Annotated in this window: 13 protein-coding genes and 1 pseudogene; 12 read left to right on the top strand and 2 right to left on the bottom strand. The window is 55.1% G+C overall.

Annotated elements, in window-relative coordinates; all coding sequences use genetic code 11:
* Nucleotides 1-130 precede the first annotated feature (130 nt).
* The 3 genes from ACFO1S_RS03490 (at nt 131) to ACFO1S_RS03500 (ending at nt 4,451) form a co-directional block, all read left to right on the top strand.
* Complete coding sequence (locus tag ACFO1S_RS03490) at nt 131-1,894, top strand: cache domain-containing sensor histidine kinase (RefSeq protein ID WP_378126248.1); 1,764 nt, start codon at nt 131-133, stop codon at nt 1,892-1,894.
* A complete protein-coding gene (locus ACFO1S_RS03495; RefSeq protein ID WP_204600638.1) occupies nt 1,881-3,497 on the top strand; it encodes a response regulator in 1,617 nt (538 codons plus the stop codon). The genes ACFO1S_RS03490 and ACFO1S_RS03495 overlap by 14 nt, the downstream gene beginning before the upstream one ends.
* A gap of 123 nt (nt 3,498-3,620) precedes the next feature.
* A complete protein-coding gene (locus ACFO1S_RS03500) occupies nt 3,621-4,451 on the top strand; it encodes a helix-turn-helix domain-containing protein (protein ID WP_204600637.1) in 831 nt (276 codons plus the stop codon).
* A gap of 9 nt (nt 4,452-4,460) precedes the next feature.
* Here the strand turns inward: ACFO1S_RS03500 and ACFO1S_RS03505 are convergent, their stop codons facing one another.
* Nucleotides 4,461-5,957: an FAD-dependent oxidoreductase gene (locus tag ACFO1S_RS03505; RefSeq protein ID WP_204600636.1), complete on the bottom strand. Its 1,497-nt coding sequence runs from the start codon at nt 5,955-5,957 to the stop codon at nt 4,461-4,463.
* Between the two features lie 290 nt (nt 5,958-6,247).
* Between ACFO1S_RS03505 and ACFO1S_RS03510 the strand changes: the two genes are divergently transcribed.
* The 6 genes from ACFO1S_RS03510 (at nt 6,248) to ACFO1S_RS03535 (ending at nt 13,112) form a co-directional block, all read left to right on the top strand.
* Nucleotides 6,248-7,660 (top strand): ABC transporter substrate-binding protein, encoded by a 1,413-nt coding sequence (locus ACFO1S_RS03510; RefSeq protein ID WP_204600635.1) that lies wholly within the window; start codon nt 6,248-6,250, stop codon nt 7,658-7,660.
* Nucleotides 7,661-7,732: 72 nt separating this feature from the next.
* The gene (locus ACFO1S_RS03515) at nt 7,733-8,632 is read left to right on the top strand and encodes a carbohydrate ABC transporter permease (protein ID WP_204600634.1); all 900 of its coding nucleotides are present in this window, start codon (nt 7,733-7,735) and stop codon (nt 8,630-8,632) included.
* A 99-nt stretch (nt 8,633-8,731) separates the two neighbouring features.
* The gene (locus ACFO1S_RS03520; RefSeq protein WP_204600633.1) at nt 8,732-9,634 is read left to right on the top strand and encodes a carbohydrate ABC transporter permease; all 903 of its coding nucleotides are present in this window, start codon (nt 8,732-8,734) and stop codon (nt 9,632-9,634) included.
* Nucleotides 9,635-9,667: 33 nt separating this feature from the next.
* The gene (locus ACFO1S_RS03525; protein ID WP_204600632.1) at nt 9,668-10,678 is read left to right on the top strand and encodes a glycoside hydrolase family 130 protein; all 1,011 of its coding nucleotides are present in this window, start codon (nt 9,668-9,670) and stop codon (nt 10,676-10,678) included.
* Between the two features lie 44 nt (nt 10,679-10,722).
* Entirely contained in the window at nt 10,723-12,099 is a 1,377-nt protein-coding gene (locus ACFO1S_RS03530) for an FAD-dependent oxidoreductase (RefSeq protein WP_204600631.1), read from the top strand.
* Nucleotides 12,096-13,112 (top strand): SGNH/GDSL hydrolase family protein, encoded by a 1,017-nt coding sequence (locus tag ACFO1S_RS03535; protein ID WP_204600630.1) that lies wholly within the window; start codon nt 12,096-12,098, stop codon nt 13,110-13,112. The genes ACFO1S_RS03530 and ACFO1S_RS03535 overlap by 4 nt, the downstream gene beginning before the upstream one ends.
* Before the next feature lie 75 nt (nt 13,113-13,187).
* Here the strand turns inward: ACFO1S_RS03535 and ACFO1S_RS03540 are convergent.
* Nucleotides 13,188-13,427: pseudogene (locus tag ACFO1S_RS03540) on the bottom strand (MFS transporter); the annotation flags it as partial.
* A 192-nt stretch (nt 13,428-13,619) separates the two neighbouring features.
* On the opposite strand from ACFO1S_RS03540, the gene ACFO1S_RS03545 reads away from it, so the two are divergent.
* The 3 genes from ACFO1S_RS03545 to ACFO1S_RS03555 all read left to right on the top strand — a co-directional run bounded on the left by ACFO1S_RS03545 (nt 13,620) and on the right by ACFO1S_RS03555 (nt 18,288).
* Nucleotides 13,620-15,269 (top strand): response regulator transcription factor, encoded by a 1,650-nt coding sequence (locus ACFO1S_RS03545; protein WP_204600628.1) that lies wholly within the window; start codon nt 13,620-13,622, stop codon nt 15,267-15,269.
* 134 nt (nt 15,270-15,403) lie between these two features.
* Entirely contained in the window at nt 15,404-16,483 is a 1,080-nt protein-coding gene (locus tag ACFO1S_RS03550; RefSeq protein WP_378126253.1) for a glycoside hydrolase family 88/105 protein, read from the top strand.
* A gap of 23 nt (nt 16,484-16,506) precedes the next feature.
* On the top strand, nt 16,507-18,288 hold the full coding sequence (locus ACFO1S_RS03555) for a sensor histidine kinase (RefSeq protein WP_204600627.1): 1,782 nt from the start codon (nt 16,507-16,509) through the stop codon (nt 18,286-18,288).
* Nucleotides 18,289-18,299 lie beyond the last annotated feature (11 nt).

Consider the following 18,299-nt stretch of genomic DNA (forward strand, 5'->3'; position numbering starts at 1 on the left):
TACGAAGGAGCTGTCCCTAAAGCCATGCAATGGCCTCTCGGGACAGCTTCGTTTTTTCCTTGGTGTCGTTTATTGTCGGATAGGAGGCTGCAGTGACATAATCAATAGATAGAGATATTTAACGGAAGGCGTGAACAGCTTGGACTACCTCCGCAGGCAATCGTTCCGTAACAAGCTCAAAATCGCATTTCTGGCCGTCATCGTACTCTCTGTCCTGATGACCGGAGGGCTGTCTTATTATATCTCGGCCGCCACCTTGGAGAAAAACGCGCTGAAGCTCACGCAGGACACGGTGGTTCGGTCCGCGCAGATTGTGGACGAGAAGCTGAACAAGCTGATGCTCATTATGATGACATTCATGATCAGCCAGCCTTTCTACGATATGCTGAGGGATGTCGTCTCCGGGGATGACGGCAGGTATTACACTCATCTGAACGATCTTGACAATGTTTTCTCGCAGGCGCGGGTCGCCGAGCCGCTGATCCAGTCGATCTATGTGTCTACGCCGATCGGCGAATTCTATCCTTCATCCATGAACCGCAATCGGCTCACCGCGTTCGAGGATACTTTTTTGTACGAGCGCATCGAACAGGAGAAAAAGAACCTGTGGGTGGAAGGTCATGAGGATATGCTCTTCTCCGGCAAGGACCGCGTCATCTCGCTCATTCTGGAGCCGATCTTCGACACTCCGGTTAGCGGTGTATACATTGTCGTGAATATCCGCGAGGACGGCTTCCGCAAGCTGGTGCAGGGAGACATCGAGGGAGGGGCGTCGAGCTTTCTGCTGAACGCCGAAGGAGAGACGGTCTACCCCGCGAAGGAAAAGCTGGTCCGGCAGGCGGTGGATGCGGGAAATTTGAAGGGCATGATGAATCGCTCGGAGGGCAGTCAATCTTTTGAACTGGACGGCGAAACCTATTTGCTCAATTATGTCCGTCTCGACATTGCGGATTGGACGATGACGACCATCCGGTCCCGGGCCGGCGTGTTGAAGGACCTGGTAGTCGTCAAATGGCTGATCGCCGGGGTTGCGCTGGCTGCTTTTATCGTAACGATACTGATCTCGGGCGCATTTGCGCGCTATTTGCTGAAGCCGCTGCAAGGGCTGCTGAGGGTGATGAAGCGGGTGGAGAGCAACGATCTGACCGCCCGTTTCGAGAGCGGCAGCGGAGATGAGCTGGGGCAGGTGGGATTCCGGTTCAACCGGATGCTGGAGCAGATCGTGGTATTGATCGATGAAGTCACGGAGGCGCAGACGCATAAGCGGACTGCGGAGATCAAGGCGCTGTCCTCGCAGATGGACCCCCATTTTCTGTACAACACATTGAACACCATTTACTGGAAGTTGAAATTGAAGCAGATCGAGCCGTCGCAGCAAATGGTTATGTCGCTCTCCCGCCTGTTCCAACTCGGGCTGAACAACGGTCGGGAAATTACGACATTGTCGAAAGAGCTGGAGCATGTGCGCCAGTATCTGGAGCTGCAGCTAAGCTGCTATGAAGGCTTATTCTCTTATGAGATCCATGCGCGCGAACCGGGGTTGTCCGAGCTTTCGATTCCGCGCATCATTTTGCAGCCGCTGGTGGAGAACAGCATTTTGCACGGGTTTCACGATCTGAAGCACGGCGGCCGTATCGAGATCGAGATTGCCGGGGACGGGGAGCGCTGGACGCTTGCCGTGCGCGATAACGGCAGCGGCATGGATGAAGACCAGGTGCGCGCGCTCTTTTGGCTGGAATCGAAGAAGGGGTATGCCGTGTCCAATCTGATCCGGCGGCTCCAGCTCTATTATGGGGACGGTGCGGAATTTCACGTAGACAGCGCGCCGGAGCGCGGAACGGAAATACGAATTTCTTTACCCAAGAAAGGGGAGCAGCTGAATGAGCAATCCTGAGGCGCTCAGTCTCTGCATCATCGACGATATTAAAAGCGTAGTGGATGGGCTGACCGCGATGAACTGGGGAGATCAGGGGATTCGGGTCGCGGGTGTATCGAGCAATGGGGAAGAGGGACTTAAGCTGATCAACGAGCTGCGGCCGGATCTGGTCATCACGGATATACGGATGCCGAGAATGGACGGGCTGAGCATACTGCGCACGGTTCTGGAAGAGAACCGCAGCTGCAAGGTTATTCTGATCAGCGGCTATGCCGACTTCGAATATGCCCAACAGGCGGTGCAGCTGGGGGCGTTTGATTTTGTGGTGAAGCCCTTTTCGGAAGAAGAGATTATGTCGGCGGTGCTGCGAGCCAAAGCGGAGGTTATGGAAGAGAAATCCAAGCTGCTGAATCTGAGAGAAATGGAGATCAAGCTCCGCGAGAGCATGCCGGCGCTGCGGCAGGAATACTTTGCGCTGCTCGTAAGCCACCGCACTTCATGGGAAGAGGCTTCGGGACGCTGGGATTTCCTGAATATTGAGCTTGAGCCTCGGGGCTTCGTGGTGATGCTGATTGAAATTGACCGATTCCGGGAGCAGGTTGCCGAGCAGTCCATCCGGGAGATGGAGCTAATCCGGTTCTCGCTGCTCAATATTATGCAGGAGACGCTTGCCGATCAAGCACGCAGCGTTGTTTTCCGCGTCCGTCACGACCAGTACCTGGCCGTACTGAACGATACAGGACCGGCCAGTCCGATCGAAATGGCCGAGCAGATCTGCCGGAATATTGAACGCTATACCAAGCTAACGGTTTCAATCGGGGTCGGCGGCAGAGTGGAGGAGGTCGGCGAGCTCCCGGATTCCTACCGACAGGCTCATCGGGCGCTCTCCCATCACCTGTTCACCGAAGGCAATGCGGCCATTATGCATGACGATATTCACCATGGCGGAAGCCAGGAGCCGCTGGCGCTGGAGTACAAGGACGAATTGTTGCTAGCCCTTCGTTCCGGAAATGCCGGACGGACGGAGGCCATTCTGTCCGCGATTTCGGAAACGCTGCAGCGACGGATCTCCCGGCAAAATCCGGATTATCTCCTCAGCCTGTACGATGAGCTGGCCGCTTCGGCGATTCGCACCTTTTACGAAATGGTTCCGTATTCGGACATACAGCCGCTGATTCAGAGATTCAGGACGGTGCAAGGGACGGTGGGGCTGCCGCTGGCTTCATTGCAGCGTCAACTGCTTGCCTTGTGCACGGAGGTAGCCGATCTGGTGCGCCGGAACAGCCTATCCGAAGGGCAGAAGGTGATTTATAAAGCCATTGACTATATCAAGGGTCGCTTGTCCGAGGATATTACCGTCGGCGAATGCGCCGCCCATGTGCATCTCAGCGCCAGCTACTTTTCCAGCTTGTTCAAGCAGGTGACCGGGATGACGGTCACACAGTATACGACCTCGGAACGCATCCAGAAAGCGAAGCTGCTGCTGGTGGAGGGGGCGCAGGTGCAGGAGGTGGCTTCGGCCGTAGGGTATGAGGAGCGCAGGTATTTCAGCGAGATGTTCAAGAAGATCACCGGCCAGACGCCGTCGGAGTTTAGGGCGGGCTATCACCTAGACCGGTAGGAGCCGTGAGGCGGTGCTGCGCAAACCCGCTTCTCATCGAAACGGATCTCTTACTCCTGTCCATCTCTTCGAAGAAACTATATAATCGGAGCAGAACCGCTATTTCCAGGAGGAACCTTGCTTATGACGAAGTTACTTCCACACCGATCCAGCGTCATTTATGCTAATTATTTCACGCACACGAAGCCCCACTCCGTTAAATATAAAGACGGGCTGACCTTCTACCTGTTCCGGCTTCAGGCAGAAGGAACCTGCCGTGCGCTGGTGGCGGGGAAATACGAGACCATCATCCCCGGCGACCTGCTCATTTATCCTCCCGATCAGCCGTACGAACTAAACGTGCAGCCTCGAAGCGCTCCGGTATCGGGTGCGGTCCAACCCGTCGGAGACTATTTCCTGACCGGCAAGGGGGGATGGCTGGATTCGTGGTGGAAAGACAAAAGCTTGCCAACCAAAACGAACATTGGCTTTGACGATACGGTCATTACTTTATGGAAGCATATTATCAACGAAAAGAAAAAGGTGATGCAGAACCAAGAGGAGATCATGGATTATCTTCTGAGAACGCTTTGCTTGACACTGGAGCAAGTGATTGGGATCAAGCAGCGCACCAAGGGAGCGGATACCGCGTACAAGCTTAAGCTATTCATAGAAAATCATGCCCATGAGCCTCTCAGTTTGGAAAAAATATCGGCCTCCGTCGGATTAAGCGTCTCCCGCTGCTCTTATCTGTTCAAAGCCGCTTTTGGCCAATCGCTCTTCGCCTACTGCATTGACGTTAGGCTAAAGCTTGCGCAGCAGCAGGTGCTCTACAGCAATCTTGCGTTGGAGCAGGTTGCCGAAAAGACGGGCTTCCAGAGCTACGCTCATTTCTGCCGGGTGTTCCGCGAACGATTTGGACATCCTCCGGGAGAATACCGGCGCAAATTCGGATTTTGGTTAAACCATTATTGATGCAGGGCATTAGACGTCTGCATACAAAACCTGATTTTCTTGTACGAGTATGGAATGCAGTTGCTCATACTTAACATTTTGAACGATGCCGTCCGCATCAAGCGCCAGTGCGGCTGCGGCTGCAGCCGATTGCCCCAGGATCATAAAGACGGGCTCCATCCGGATCGAGCCGTAGGCTGCATGGGTAGAGGAAACGCATACAGGTACGATCAGATTGGTGCACTCCGTCTGTTTTGGCACAATCGCCCGATAGCTTATCGGATAAGGCGCTGTCAATTTTATATAAAATCCGCCCTCCGTGCTTACATGCCCGTCTTTATTTACATAGTATTGGGTGTGGTGCGAGTCCATGGCAAAGGAGCCCATTCCTACGGAATCCGGCACCCGGTTTTCCAGTCGGACATCATGCTCCGTTACCACATAATCGCCAATCATTCTGCGGGATTCCCTGACGTACAACTGGGGAGTCCAGTGGTCGCTTTCAATAAATTCATCGAGCGGCAAGCTCCACGGCTTGTAGGCCGCCCGAATTTCCTCCGGCACCCGCGGATGGTTCTGAATGGTCCAGACATAGCCTTGCTGATAGATGCGGTGGGCTTCCCAAATTTGTTCCCGTGTCCGATAATCCGCCTCCGCATAGTTATGGTTCATTCCGTTATAATCCGTAGAAATGCCGCTATTGTTATTGGAATCCGTCTTATCCGGGGTTACCCGATTCAATTTAAAGAAACGTGAGCGCTGCCCTTGCTCGATGGCCCGGAACAAAATTTCATAATCGGCTTCGTTGTATCCGACGGGCTTTTCGATTTCCAGCCGGTTATCCGGATTGTCAGTCAGACACATGCGAAAGTTATAAGCTTGAAGCTTGGCATCCCCATCGCCAATGTTGCCGCCGGGGTGTGAATTGACACGTGCAAGCAAGCCGCTCGAGGGAACCCCTTTAATCACATAGGGATCGATCCCGCCGGGCAGTTCATTCCCGGGACGAATGCCGTTTAATGTCTCCCCGTATTGTGAATTCGACTCCCGGCCGACAAAATAGGATACGCCGGCTTTGGCCAGCAGATCTCCTTCATAAGTAGCGTCAATAAACACCTTGCCTCTATAGACGTTCCCGGATTCCATGCGAATGGAGATGATTTTTGATCCTTGCTTTGTCACCCCGTCCTTTAACTCAAGCCTTTCCCCGTAAACGACTTCGATGTTGTTTTCCACTACCCAATCTTGCAAAACCTCGAGCGCTATTTTGGGTTCAAAAAGCCAACAAGCCCCGTCTTGCGAATATTTCCGGGCTACTCGCCGGTAAAACTCCAAGGACAAGCCGCCGATAGCCTGCTTCATCCCCACATCCGTATCTCCCAGACCTCCGCTGGTCAGGCCCCCGATTCGCCGGCCTTGCTCAATCACTACCGCGCTTTTGCCCATTATTTTTGCTTGAACAGCCGCCACAATGCCTGCTGCCGTTCCTCCGTATATTACAATATCATACTGTTTCTCCTTGTTCACTTTACTCCTCCTCCATCATTATTCGGCTTACAAACGTTATTATATAGCGCTTGTCGGTCTGGTGAGAATGATGGATATGCCTTTTATATTTGATGAATCTTACTGTTTTTTTGTGACATGCCGTTTTTATGAAAAAAAGGCTTTTGAAATCATGAGTTGCTAGAGGCGCGTGCGCAAACCGTAGAATTCTGTCCCTGAAAAGTGAGGCTGCCTCACTCCTTTTCCGGGGGCAAGGGCCTATAATAAAAAACGAGCTCACAATACAAACGTCAATCAAAGGGGTAGAATGTATGCGGAAAAAATGGTTAGGTCTCGGCTTGAGCCTTATACTGGCCGCGGGAATTACAGGCTGCGGCAACAACGGCAATGGCAGTGCGGCGACTGAAGCACCGGTCGGCAGCACGGCAACTCCCTCAGCCGAAACAGACGGCAACACGGCGAGAGGCGAACCTGTACAGCTTAAATACTGGACGGACGACCGTCACGACCAAGAGTATATCAAGGAATTGATCAACAAGTTCAATGAGACGAACGACAACAATATTCAGGTGGAATTGACGGTTCTGTCCGAGAATTACGCGCAAAGCGTCGACATTGCCTTTTCCAGCAAACAGGCGCCGGATGTGTTGCGTCTAAAGAGCGGCAATGCGGCCGGATTTGTCAAAAAAGGCTATCTAGAGCCGATTGACGAGTTTCTTACCGACGACATAAAAACGAAGTTCAGCAAGCTGATGCTCGACGACGTCAACCGTTTTGACGGCAAAGTGTACAGCTTGGCCAATACTGGCAATACCTTGCGACTGGTCTACAACAAGGATCTCTTTGCCAAAGCGGGCATCGATGGTCCCCCGGCATCGCTGCAGGAAATGGTAGACGGTGCCAAGAAAATTACCGAAGCCGGCAAAGCCGAAGGCATCTATGGCTTCGCTCTGAACTTCAAAAGTCCGAAGTCGGCATTTGATCGTTCCATCCGGGAGATTCTTTCCCTGAGCGGTCATCAGGGACTTGGCTTCGATCTGAAAACAGGACAGTTCGACTTCGCGCCTTACTCGCAGGTCATCGAATATTTCAAGCAAATGTATAAAGACGGAAGTGTACTGCCTGGCGCGGAATCGCTGGACATCGACCCGTTGCGCGCCCAATTCGCCGCAGGCAAAATCGGGATGTATCTTTCCTTCTCGACGGAGCCGGGCGTGTACAAGGATCAGTTTCCGACGGAAATCAACTGGGGCGGCGCCTTGGCTCCAACGCTGGACGGGCAGATCAAGGGGACTTCCGAAATCGTGTCCGCCGGAACGTGGCTTGGCATCAGCGCCCAATCGGCCAATAAGGAAGCGGCTTGGAAATTCATGCAGTATATGTACGGCGACGAGGTTCTGAAGACCTATCATGAAAAAGGCTTCGGGATTGCCATTGTGCCAAGCATTGTGGCACAGGCCAAAGACCCGGAGATCGGCGGGATGGAAAGCTTCCTGGTCGGGGAACACGACTCGCTCTGGCCCGTATCGCCAAACGTGACTCCGGAGGGTTCCAATTATGCGGATGCATTCTTCAAATATATCCTCACCGATGGAGATGCGAAAGCGATTACAGAGGACTTGAACACAAGATACAACGCCGCATTGTCCCAAGCGGTGGAGAAAGGCGAGGTTACTGTAACGCCGAACCCTGGCTTTGATCCAACCAAGCCGCAGGGAGAATAACAGGCAAGGAAGGGGCTGCCGCGCGCAATATTGGCGGATGCCCTTTTTCTTTCCCCGAAGGAGGAACGAAGCATGGGCTTTAAATGGAAACGGTTAGGGGAAAACTCCCTATTTCTGTCCCCTAGCATCATTTTGACGGCGGCGTTGGGCATCTACCCCTTATTATGGATGCTGCGTTATATGTTCTATGACTATGCCGGATACGGCGACCCGCTGTTCGTTGGCCTGGACAATTTCCGGCGGCTGATGCGCGACACCCTGTTCTGGGAATCGGTTGGCAATACCTTTATCTATGCCGGAGGCAAGCTGCTGCTGACGCTGCCACTGTCCCTGCTGCTGGCGGTTATCCTGAACGGCAAGCTGCAGGGAGGAAATCTGCTGCGCGGCATTTATTTTATGCCGACGATCATCAGTACCGCAGTTATATCCGTTGTGTTCTATACGATCTTCAATTCCTATAACGGGATGGTTAACACCGTGCTGATGAAGCTGCATCTGGTCTCGCAGCCAATCGACTGGCTGGGGCCGAAGTATGCGATGCTTACGGTCATTCTTGTGGCGGTATGGGGTGCGGTCGGCAACTATATGCTGCTGTTTCTGGCCGGGCTGCAGAGCATTCCGCAGGATTTGTACGAGAGCGCGGCCATTGACGGCGCGAACGCCGGAAGACGGTTCTGGAGCATTACGCTTCCGATGCTGGCTCCGGTTGCCCAGTTGGTCGTTATGTTGGCGATTATCGCCTCCCTGAAAGGCTATGAGAGCATAATGCTCATCACGGAAGGCGGGCCGATCGGCAAAACCGAGGTCATGTATCTCTATCTGTACAAACTGTTGTTCCCGGTATCCACGGGTTCGCCTGTGGAGCAGCAGCTTGGATACGGCAGCGCCGTAGGCTTGGCAACCGCTGTTATTGTCGGAGCGATCACCGGCCTGTATTTCTTATTGAGCCGTAAAATGAACAAGCTGCATTAGCAGCGTCAGACGCCAATTTTGCGAAGGCCTTTACCATTTGACGACAACGCCGCAGATCGGTGCATCATGAACGGCTGCGGGTGACAGGAGGTTCAGCGAATGAACGAACAGGCGTTATCCCAACAGCCGAGCAGGCGCGGCAAGATCGCCGCCCGCCTGCTCTCCGGCCGCACAGGCAGAATTGCGGGCCGTACGGTCATGTGGCTGTTTTTATTGATAACGGCGATACTTACATCCATTCCCCTGTTGATGACATTGTTCGGTTCTCTTAAGACCGGCGCCGAAATGATGACCGGCGGCAGCCTGCTGCCGGCCAAGCTGCAGTTCGTCAACTATGCGGAAGCCTGGAAGCAGGCCAATTTTGCCCGCTATACCTGGAACAGCGCTTTTATCAGCATTATGGTTACGGCAGGCACCCTGCTGGTAGCTGCCATGGCGGCTTATGTGGTGGATCGGCGCAATTTTCCCGGTAAATCCCTGTATGTGACGACTCAGGCATCGATGATGTTTATATCCGTCGGCGCCATCGTGCTGCGCCCGCAATTCGATTTGATGGTCGCGCTCAACCTGAATACTACGTTGTGGGGAGTTATCCTGATTCTGATCAGCGCCCATTCCAGCACGTTTTTCATGCTGCTGGGCTTCTTCAAAGCGATTCCCCGCGAGCTTGACGAAGCGGCAATGGTGGACGGCTCCGGGTTCGCCCGAACCTTCTTCCGGATTATTCTGCCGCTCTTGACGCCGGGGCTGGGCGTGGCCGGTCTGTTCGCCTTCCGCCATGCCTGGAACGAATACATTCTGCCGCTGGTGTTCACGATGACCAATCCGAAGCTGCAGACGCTCACCGTCGGGCTGGCGAATCTCCGATACGGTTCTTCCGCGGCGATGCAGATCCATCTGATGATGGCGGGAGCATGTCTGTCTATCCTGCCGATGCTGCTCGCTTATATTGTGGCGAACAAGTCGTTCATTCAGGTTACGGCGGGTTCAGTCAAAGGTTAACTTCAATTCCATGTACAAGGAGACATCATGCATATGAGCGATTATAAATTGGGATCTTTGTTTTCCAGCCCGATCATTACCCGGTATTCCGCAAATCCGATACTGTCTCCGGACGACGTGCCTTACGGTCCGGCGATGGTCTTTAATGCCGGGGTTGCCAAATTCAAAGGCAAATACGTGATGGTTTTTCGCAATGACTACGGCGATGAACATAAAGGGATTGTTGCCCCTCATCATACAACGAATCTTGGACTGGCCTTCAGCGATGATGGTATAAAGTGGGATGTGCAGCCGGAACCGTGCTGGTCCTGGCACGATGAAGAGGTCATCCGGGTGTATGATCCGCGTCTAACGGTAATCGGCGAACAATGCTATCTGTGCTTTGCGGTCGATACCAAGCACGGGCTGCGCGGCGGAATTGCCGTAACCGAGGATTTCAGCTCCTTCGAGGTGCTGAGCCTATCGCTGCCAGATAACCGCAACATGGTATTGTTCCCGGAGCGGATCGGGGGCAAGTATGTCCGGCTGGAGCGCCCTATGCCCGTATACAGCCGGGGAGGCATAGACCGCTTCGACATGTGGATGAGCGATTCGCCTGACCTGAAATACTGGGGCAATTCCAAGCTGCTGCTGGCGGTTGAAGATGTAGCCTATGCGAATGACAAGGTAGGCCCGGGCGCTCCGCCGGTCAAAACGGACAAAGGCTGGCTGACCCTGTTCCATGCCGTGGACATCGACCGCAGCCGGGGCAAGAACGGCTGGGAGGACAGCTGGAAGAAACGCTATACATCCGGCATTATGCTGCTGGATCTTGCCGATCCCAGCCGGATCATCGGCAAGGCCGAGGCGCCGCTGCTTGCGCCGGAAGCCGCTTATGAGACCAATGGGGGCTTCCGCAACGATGTTATTTTTCCGGGGGGCATGATTCTGGAGGATTCCGGAGAAGTCAAAATCTACTATGGGGCCGCCGATACCGTAGAATGCTTGGCTACTGCGCATGTAGACGATTTGCTGCAAATATGTCTGGAAGGCCCAGTCAAATAAGCAATTATGAACTACTTAACCTATACGGAATGGGGGAGGTTTCTATGAAAAGACACATTACTTTGCCATCCGCCAGCATTCCGGTTGCCCGCGAGGTGGATGTGCTGGTCATCGGCGGAGGAGCTTCCGGCATCGCCGCGGCTATTGCCGCCGCGAAAGGGGGAGCGCAAACGATGCTGGTGGAGCAGAGAGGGTTCCTTGGCGGCATGGGCACGGTGGCGCTCGTTCCGGCCTTCTGTCCCTTTACGGATAAGCGGAAGCCGATTATCCGCGGTCTCGGCCTTCAACTGATGGAACGGATGAAACAGGCGTGCGAGCCTGAGTACCGCGAGGAATATCAAGAGACGCTGGATTGGGTGCCGATCGATCCCGAGGTGCTGAAACGGGTGTATGACGATGCCATTCTGGAAAGCGGCGTTATGCCGCTATATCATACCTTTGTTTACGATGTCGTGCTGTCCGAGGACCGCCGGACGGTTGAAGGCGTCGTTGTCGTCAACAAAACGGGACGTTCCTTCATCGCCTGCCGATATATAATAGATTGCTCTGGAGACGGGGATATTGCCGCTCTGGCGGGAGTCCCTTTTCAGAAGGGCGGGAAAGCGGGCGAGCTTCAGCCCGGCAGCATGTGCTATCTGCTTGCGAATGTGGACCGTCCGAAGTTCAAAAGGTTTCTGGAGGAGAGCGGGGATACGGGTCAGCTGCATAAGACGGTGGAGCAGGCTATCGCAGATGGCGCGCTGCCGGAGGGCCGCAAGTCGATCTCCGGTCTGGCCTGGATCAGCGATTGCCTGGTGGGGGTCAACTTCGGCCATGTATTCGGCGTTGACGGCACCCTTGCCGAGGATTTGACGCGAGGGGCGATTGAAGGACGTCGCACGGCGGAACGCCAGCTGCAGTTCTTCCGTCGTTATGTGCCGGGCTTTGAGCACGCCCATATGGCGGCGAGCGGAGAGCAGCTCGGCATCCGGGAGACTCGGCGCATTGAAGGGGACTATATCCTGACGGTCGAGGATTTCCTTGCCGCGCGCTCCTTCCCGGACGACATTGCCCGCAACGCCTACTACATCGATATTCATCTCGCCAACAGCAAAAGCGAAATGACCTTCAACCATCTACCGCCGGGGGTTTCGCACGGCGTACCGTACCGGATCATGCTGCCGGTCGGCATCGACAACCTTTGGGTTGCCGGACGCTGCGTATCCTCGGATCGAGCGGTGCAAGGCTCCCTGCGGGTGATGCCGAACTGCTTCTCCATGGGCCAAGCCTCGGGAACGGCGGCCGCATTGGCACTGCGCGATGGCGCCGGCTCGCGCGGCATTTCCGTAGCCGAGCTTCAGCGGCGGTTGCTGGAGCAGGATGTATGGCTGGGGGAGGATTGCATCCCGGCTGAGCAGCAGAAGGAAGGGAGTGCGCCGTGAAGTCCCTTCCCTTAACGGAGGTGTGGTTTCACGGCGCCGTGTCGCTCCAGCGCCTGGAGGAAGGGATCAAGCCCTGGCGTATTCCTTACACGGATTACGAGCTGTATCCGCCGGAGGGAATCGAGGGCAAAGCCGAGATTTGTGCCGGGGTTCGCCTGCGGCTGCGCACGGACTCCACGGAGGCGTCCGTATCCTTCGCTCCGCTTGCGGATGCAGCGGCGATGGATTGCGTGGCAGAAGGAGAATTGCGCCAGACGCTCCGCCTGCCCTCTGGAGCGACGGAAGCGTTATTCAGCGGACTTGAGGGCGGAAGCAAGGATCTAGAGATTTGGCTTCCGCAAAATATCGGAATGACCGTCACCGGCCTGCGGATTGGCGCCGAAGCCGTCGGAGTCCCGCTGCCGGACACCCGGCCCCGTTGGATTACTTACGGCAGCTCCATTACCCAGTGCGTCGCGGCTTCCAGCCCCTCGCGCGCTTGGCCTGCCATTGCCGCCGAAGCTTGCGGCTTCAGCTTGACCAATCTCGGCTTCTCCGGCAACTGCCACATGGAGCCGATGATCGGGCGGCTGATTCGCGACTTGCCGGCCGATTTCATCTCTATATGCGCGGGCGTGAACATCTATGGCGCAGCCACCTTAAGCCCGCGCATGTTCAAGCCGCTGCTGATCGGACTGCTGGAGACGATACGCGACAAGCACAGGGAAACCCCGCTGCTTGTCATTTCACCGATCTACGGCACCGTCCGCGAAACGGAGCTCAATTCGCTGGGCTTCACTCTGCCCATGATGCGGGAAGCCATCCGCGAGACCGTGGAGCAGTTGCGGGAGCGGGGCGATCGCCAGTTATACTACCAGGATGGTCTGAACTGGCTCGGCCCGGAGGATGAATCCTTTCTGACGGACGGTCTGCACCCTGGAGCCGAAGGGTATGAGCTATTAGGCCGGCGTTTCCGCGACCTTCATGAATTTGCGTTCGATAATGACATTCGACGTGGACGAGTACGAAGTTGAAAATCTATAACAAATGCCCGGGGCTTCGGCTCTCGGTTTTTTTGTTTGTCAAAGCGTTCACATAACTCAATGACCCTACATTTCTGGCAGTTGCTTTGACTCCCGCCTTCTCCAACCCATGAATACCAGGCACAAAGCTACGATCGTAAGAACTATCCCTAGCATATGTAAGCCCCCGAAGCTGAACGTATTCCCCATGACGATGCCGATCAACAAGGAAGAGAAGATGGCTCCCAGGTTTCTCGACGTACTAAATAGTCCGGAAGCCACACCGATGATTTCCTTCGGTGTGCTTTGGAACAATGCCGCCTGTACAGGGGCACCGGCTGGCCGGCCGAAGCAGCGTATCTTTGACGGAGCTGAGGGACTCACCGGCAAGCCGGACACAGGAGCTTATCACTTTGCCGCCGCTATGCTAAAATAAGCAAAAAGCCATAACGGTCATTCTAATGCATCTATAATTGTAAACGCTTGCAGTCGTGAGTTAAGTCATCAGGGGGGATTCGAGTGAAGAAGACCGTTGTCGTCATTGACGACAAGCCGCTTATACTGCAATCGATCGTGCAAACCGTGGATTGGAGCCGGCTGAACTGCACGGTTGTCGGCCAGGCGATGGACGGCGTCGAGGGCAAGCAAGTGATTCTCGACAAGCAGCCGGATATTCTCATCACGGATATCAAGATGCCCGGGATCAGCGGTCTTGAGCTTGCCGAGTATATGCACGAGGAGCTGCCCCGGTCGAAGACGATCCTGATTACCGGCTACCAGGATTTCGATTTCGCCAAGCGAGCCGTGAGGCTCGGCGTGCACGATATCGTCGTGAAGCCGATTCACAACGAAGAGCTGCAGCGGGTGATCGGCCAGGCCGTGACCGAGCTGGATAACAAGCAATCGGAGCTGTCTCGGCGCGCGGAGAAGGACGAAGCCTTCAGCCAGCTCTCGGAGCGTCATCGGAGCTCGTTGCCTTCGCTGCGGAGCAAGCTGGTGTCCGAGCTGATCGGTGGCAGCCAGCCGCAGGATGACGACTTGGCCGCGGCGACGGCCGAGCTGGGCATCGCGTGGAGCCGATGCTCCGTGCTCATCGTCCGCTCGAAGCAGATGTTCGAGACGGTGCAGGGCGCGGACAGTCACAGCATTCATCCGCGCATTCGCGGCGATCTGACGAAGCTGGCGCAAGCCTCGGCGGCAAGGAGAGAATTCGAGGTTATCGAATCGTACGACCGCAGCGACCTGGTGCTCGTCTGCCTGTTTCCCAGACCGCTGTCCCCCCGAGAGCTTAGACTGAAGCTGCAAAGCTTCTGCCACGATCTGATCGAGCTGGTGCGCCAGAAGCACGGGCTTCTGTGCTGCATGGCCGTCAGCTCCAACTACCGCAAGCTCCAGGAGCTTCGCGAAGCTTATGCCGAGGCCTCCGCGCTGATGGATGTCAGCTTTTTTCGAGCCGAAGAGCCCGTGCTGTTCCCGGAGAGAATCGAGGCTGCGGGAGAGATCGGCAGGTTCGCGATTATTCGCGATCTTGAGGAATTCAACCGTATGCTGGAGCATGCGTCCAGCGACGAAATGGCAAGCCATCTGGAGAAGTTTCTTGAGCATATCAAAGCTTACAGCGAGGGCAATATTTTGGTGGCGAAGGGGCTCCTGTCGGATGTGTGCCTGGCGGCGGCCCGCTATTATTATCGCGTCACCGGAGACGAGTTCGGCTTTGACAAGAGCATCGACGAGATGCTGGAGGACGTCTATCAGCTGCCCAACATGAGGACGGCCTCCGATTACCTGAGCTCCTTTATCCAGACGGTCAAGCATAAGCTCGAAGGCAACGATAAGGAATACAGCCTGATCGTGAAGAAATCGATGGATTATATCAACAGCCACTTCGCGGACAATATCAGCCTGACCTCCCTTGCCGAGCATTTCGGACTGAGTCCCAGCTATCTGAGTCGGCTGCTGCGGACGGAGACGGGCATCAATTTCGTGGATCTGGTCGCCAAGGCGAGGATCGAAGCGGCCAAACGATTGCTCAGAGATCCCAGACATAAGGTAAACGAAGTGGGAGAGATGGTCGGGTACAAGGAGTACGCTTATTTCTATCAGGTTTTCAAGAAGGTAGAGGGCGTCTCTCCCAAGGAATATAAGAACAAGAGTAAAGATTCCTATTAAAACCGCAATATCGGCGTATTTCTTTTGGAAGCCCGATGACCTACAGTTAGCTTTGCCGGGAGTATGGACGAACACGAGGGCAAATGCCGAATGAGGATTCGTCGGCGGTCGCGGGAGAGACGGGAGGATGGGGAATGACGAGGGCTCGTCTGGACAGGGAAGAGATCGAAGGCAACATCGCGAAGGTCATTGCGAGCATGCAAAGCCTGGAGGTGGGCTTCGAGGAGGACACGCCGGTCAGCATCGTCTCGATGAAGGAATGGGATTGGTCGCAGGGAGTCGGCTTGTTCTCTCTCTACTTGTATTACAAGGAAACGAACAATCGGGACACGCTGCGCTACTTGACCGACTGGTTCGACGACCGGCTGCGCGAGGGCTTGCCCCGCAAGACGGTGAATACGATGTGTCCGCTGCTTACGCTCAGTTACTTGTACGAGGAAACCCGGAACCCGGAATATTTGGTCGTCTGCGAAGAATGGGCGAGCTATGCCGTCGACGAGATGCCGCGAACGCAGGAGTTTGGGATGGCCCACGGGACGCTAGATGGCGCGAACGAAAACGAACTGCGGGACGAGACGCTGTATATGGCTGTGCTGTTCGTCGGGCGGATGGGGGTTTTGTTGAAGAGGGAGCACTACGTTCAGGAGAGCGTTCGCCAGTTTCTCGTCCACTTGAAGTATTTGACCGATTCGGAAACGGGCTTGTTCTTTCACGGATGGTCGTTCGCGCGCAGGGACAACTTCGCGAGAGCGCTCTGGGGACGGGGCAACGCCTGGTACATGGCAGGCTTGGTCGACTATCTCGACATCGTCGATCTGCCACTGGGCACCGAAATGTTTCTCTTGGGCTCGCTGGAGCAGCAGGTTCGCAAGCTGACCGAGCTTCAGGAGAAGAACGGCATGTGGCACACGCTGCTGGACGATCCGTCCAGCTATGAGGAAACCTCCGCGACTGCGGGCTTGGCCTACGGCATTCTCAAGGCGGTGCGCATGGGCTACATCAGCGAAGACTACCGCGATTCGGGCGTGTCCGCGATGCGCGCGGTCCTTCGCCGAATCGACGGGGGCGGGAGGGTGCAGGGGGTTTCCTACGGCACGCGCATAGGGCTTACCAAGCAATTTTACCGCGATATTCCCCAATGTCCGATGCCCTACGGACAATCGATGACGCTGCTTATGCTCGTGGAGTCTCTGCGCCATATGGACGAGCTGTAAAACTTCCGGGAGCGGGGGATGAGATGCGGACAATCCGAAATCTCTTTGTCGACGCCAAGCTGAGAACCAAATTTCTGCTTTCCATCACGATTATCATTCTGATTACGGGGCTTACCATCAGCGGTATTAATTACTGGGTTTCTGTCGGGGCGATCAAGCGGAATTCGGGAGAATTCTCGCAATATTTGATCGGTCAGATCGGCCTTAATATCGATAAGCTGACGACAGATGTAGAGAGAATGGCCTTTCAGCAGTTTCGCAACTCCTCGCTCAGCGAGAAGCTCAGCCAGCTCCCCGAGGCCGGCGAAAGCCGCTATCCCCGGGATAAATACATTAACGATTTTCTGAACGATCTCCTGTTCTATGAGGATTATTACTTGTCCGTCCTCATTATCGACGCCCAGGACCAGCATTATTCGATCAGACGCAAAGGCGCTTCGAAGGACAACGAGAATCTGCTGGAGCGGCTCGATCTGAACGAAATTCGGGATATGCGGGGCAGGGCGCACTGGTACCGCGGGGAGAACGACACGCTTTTTATGGTAAAGGCGCTTTACGATATCGCCACGACCCGTTATGTGGGAATTATCGCGATCGGCGTGGAGAGCAATTATATCGGCAGCGTGCTGACCCGCGTTCACAACCTGATGGACGGAGACGTGCTCATTCTCGACGAGAACAACGAGCTGTTCGTCGCCGGCGGTCGGAGCGAAGCCGCGCAATACTACTTGAGCAAGACGATGCATCTGTCCGGCACGGGAAAAACCGACTTCGACTACGGAGGCAAGCATTACATCTCGAATGTGCTGGCGACCGACTACGACAAGTGGAAGATTGTGCAGATTATCGATGTGGGCCAGCTGACCCGGGGCACGGAAAGCATTAAATATTGGACGATCAGCACGCTGCTCGTCTCGCTGCTGTTCGCCTTTCTGCTCGCGGCACGCATCTCCAAGAACATTACGGAGAACATTCGCGTGCTGCTGCAACGAATGTCCAGCTTCACGCTCGACTTCAACCATGAGGTGATCGTCCCGAGAAGCCGGGACGAGGTCGGGATGCTGACCGTGAAGTTCAACACGATGGCGGAGAAGATCAACGATCTGTTTAACTCGGTGTATCGCGAGAAGCTGTTGAAGCAGAAGGCCGAGTACAGAACGCTGCAATTCGAATACAAAGCGCTGCAGGCGCAGATGAATCCGCATTTTCTGTATAACACGCTGGAGTCCATCTACAGCATGGCCAAGATTAAAGGGGAAGAAGAGATCGGCGAGCTGATCTATCTGTTGGGCAAGCTGCTACGGGAAAGCCTGGGGAAGAAAGGCGACGTCATTACGCTGCGGGAAGAACTGGAGTTTATCCGCAACTACTTGTCTATCCACTCCATCATCTACGGCGATCGCATCGAGGTGGATTATGCGACGGACGAAGAGCTGGGCGATTGCGAGGTGCCCAAATTCATTTTGCAGCCTCTGGTGGAGAATGCGATCGTTCACGGCATCGAGGAGAAGCCGGGAAAAGCGCTCATTCGCATCGCTTGCGAAGAGGCGGACGGGGATTTGCTCCTGACGGTCACCGACAACGGAGTGGGCATGGAGGAGGAGAAAATCCGGCGGCTGCTCAATCCCGAGCTATACGAGACGGCGCCGAGCGAGAAGAAGAAGCACACGAATGTCGGGGTCATCAGCGTGCATAAGCGAATTCGTATTTTGTACGGAGAAGGCTACGGCCTGGAGATCAGCAGTCAAGTCGGAGAAGGCACGTCGGTTCGCGTGCGGCTGCCGAGGGTTCAAACGGCGGAATGAAGCGCTTATAG

The sequence above is a fragment of the Cohnella boryungensis genome, assembly GCF_042651945.1.
Classification (GTDB): domain Bacteria; phylum Bacillota; class Bacilli; order Paenibacillales; family Paenibacillaceae; genus Cohnella; species Cohnella boryungensis.

Excerpts from the sequence above, each read along its gene's own strand:
- ACFO1S_RS03500 (WP_204600637.1), top strand. The coding sequence starts at position 3,621 with ATGACGAAGTTACTTCCACACCGATCCAGCGTCATTTATGCTAATTAT.
- ACFO1S_RS03515 (WP_204600634.1), top strand. The coding sequence starts at position 7,733 with ATGGGCTTTAAATGGAAACGGTTAGGGGAAAACTCCCTATTTCTGTCC.
- ACFO1S_RS03525 (WP_204600632.1), top strand. The coding sequence starts at position 9,668 with ATGAGCGATTATAAATTGGGATCTTTGTTTTCCAGCCCGATCATTACC.
- ACFO1S_RS03495 (WP_204600638.1), top strand. The coding sequence starts at position 1,881 with ATGAGCAATCCTGAGGCGCTCAGTCTCTGCATCATCGACGATATTAAA.
- ACFO1S_RS03530 (WP_204600631.1), top strand. The coding sequence starts at position 10,723 with ATGAAAAGACACATTACTTTGCCATCCGCCAGCATTCCGGTTGCCCGC.
- ACFO1S_RS03520 (WP_204600633.1), top strand. The coding sequence starts at position 8,732 with ATGAACGAACAGGCGTTATCCCAACAGCCGAGCAGGCGCGGCAAGATC.
- ACFO1S_RS03510 (WP_204600635.1), top strand. The coding sequence starts at position 6,248 with ATGCGGAAAAAATGGTTAGGTCTCGGCTTGAGCCTTATACTGGCCGCG.
- ACFO1S_RS03550 (WP_378126253.1), top strand. The coding sequence starts at position 15,404 with ATGACGAGGGCTCGTCTGGACAGGGAAGAGATCGAAGGCAACATCGCG.
- ACFO1S_RS03555 (WP_204600627.1), top strand. The coding sequence starts at position 16,507 with ATGCGGACAATCCGAAATCTCTTTGTCGACGCCAAGCTGAGAACCAAA.